Genomic DNA, 2002 nt, shown 5'->3' with positions numbered 1-2002 from the left:
ACAGCGTCAGGGCTCGCATCCACCCCAGCGCACCGACGAAGCCCAGCGTGATCATGGCAAGGACGAGCTGACCCAGCGGTGTGCCGTAGGGGGCGAGATACGTCCCGTTGAGTGCACCGACGGCCACGACACCGAGCGTGATCAGGGTGACCGCGCGGGCCGTGGCTCGAGGCTTGGCCCGCTCCGCCTCGACCTTGCGGCGCATCGCGACCTCCTCGGCGACCGCGTCCGCGATCGCGACGAGCACCCGCGCCAACCCCGGCCCGCGACGCCGGGCACCGAGGATCAGCGAGGCGGCGATCAGGTCCCCGGTGGCGTCGTCGAGGTCGTCGGCGAACGCCCGCAGGGCCGTCTCGGTGTCCCACCGGGCCCGCAGCCGCGCGACCAGGGCGGTGACCTCGGGTTTGATCGGTTCCGGGGTGGAGCGCAGCGTCGCGGTCAGGGCCTGCTCGAGGCCGACGCCGGCGCCGAGGACACCGGCGAGGCTGCGGGTCCACTCCTCCATCGCCTCGACCCGCCGGATCTTCTGGGCGGCGGGCGGCGCCGACAGCAGATACGGCAGGCCCACCGCGGCCGCCGGGAGGATGACCACCGCGGCGACCCACCCGGTGACCAAGGCGAGGACCGCCCCGGCCAGGACGGACACCGCCGCGGTGGTCCGCACCCGCGGCGAAACGCGGGCGAGGGCACCCAACCGGGTCCCAAGCGCGGACGGCGCCCGCCCGGTCCGCGGCCGGGGTGTGGACGGACGCAGCGCGGCCGCGGCGCCCAGCAGTCCCCCAATGACCAGGGCGCCGAAGAGGGCCGGCAGCAGCCCGGTCACGGCCGTCTCCCCCGCTCGTCGGCCTCGCCCTGGTAGAGCTCGAGGTCGAAGCCGTGCCCGACTAGGTCGCGGCACCGTTCGCTGATGATCCCGGTGGCCTGCGCCGGAGCATACGAGCCGGGCGCGTGGGTGGTGGGCCCGAAGAGGTGGGTCAGGGCGTACCCCTTGTCCTTCTCCCCCGGCTCGACGACGACGACCTCGCTGACCCAGCGCCGCAGCTGCTGGGTGCCGTCGGGCAGGTGGACGACCTTGCGATCCAGCTGGACGATGACGTCAAGGCACCCGGACAGCTTCTCCAGGGCCAGGTCGCGGGTGACGTGGGCGCCGGCCTCCATCGCGCAGGTCACCAGCTTGCGGATACAGGTCTCGGCGTTCGCGGCATGGGTGGTCGAGAGGGACCCGGTGCCCGACTCCATGGCCTTGATCATCGTCCACACCTCGGGGCCCCGGATCTCGCCGATAATTTGGCGGGAGAGCGCGAAACGGAACGAGTCGGTCAGCGCGTCGGCGAGGTCGAACGCGCCCGCCGCGCGACCGTCGGCGCCGACCTCCCCCACTCCGGGGCGGGCCTCCCAGTCGATGACGATCTCGTGCCGGCCGGACTCGGCCAGGAACAGCTCGTACTCGGTCTCGAACGTCCCGATCGCCTCCTGCCGGGGGATCTGCGCGCACAAGGCCCGCATCAGGGTGGTCTTCCCCGCCGACATCGGCCCCGACACGGCGACGCTCCACGCGCCGCGGACGACCGCGGTCAGGAAGTTCGCGCAGGCCGGGCTGAGGCAGCCCCGCTCGACCCACGCCTGCAGGGAGTCGACCTTGAGGCGGTGCCGCCTGATCACGACCGTGGGGCGGCTGACCACCCACGCGGTCGCCGCCAGCCGGGCGCCTCCGTCGAGCTTCATGTGCAGGCGCGGGGTGCCCTCGGAGAAGGGTCGCGGGTTCGACTCCGACCGGTTGGCCAGGAAACGGAGGAAGTCGATCAGCTCCTCGTCGCTGTCGGCCACCCGCGGGCCCGGGATGCGGCTGCCGTCGGTCAGCTCGAGCAGGACCTGCTGGTGGCCGAGGATGAAGATGTTCTCCACCCGGTCCTCATCGACCAAAGGTTGGAGCCGCCCGAGGCGGAACACGGCATCGAACACGGCCTGACCCATCAGGGTCTGCTCACGCACGGTCCACGCC

The 2002-nt window shown here is 72.7% G+C and carries 2 protein-coding genes; both read right to left on the bottom strand.

Going from position 1 to position 2002, the window contains the following annotated elements:
• On the bottom strand, positions 1 to 823 hold an 823-nt coding region (locus tag Q0R63_RS15300; protein ID WP_295699046.1), incomplete at its 3' end, for a type II secretion system F family protein.
• On the bottom strand, positions 820 to 2002 hold a 1183-nt coding region (locus Q0R63_RS15295), incomplete at its 5' end, for a CpaF/VirB11 family protein (protein ID WP_295699042.1). The genes Q0R63_RS15300 and Q0R63_RS15295, both read right to left, overlap by 4 nt.

This window comes from Lapillicoccus sp., from assembly GCF_025353065.1.
Taxonomy (GTDB): domain Bacteria; phylum Actinomycetota; class Actinomycetes; order Actinomycetales; family Dermatophilaceae; genus Lapillicoccus.
This window is presented reverse-complemented; position numbering and strand designations above follow the sequence as displayed.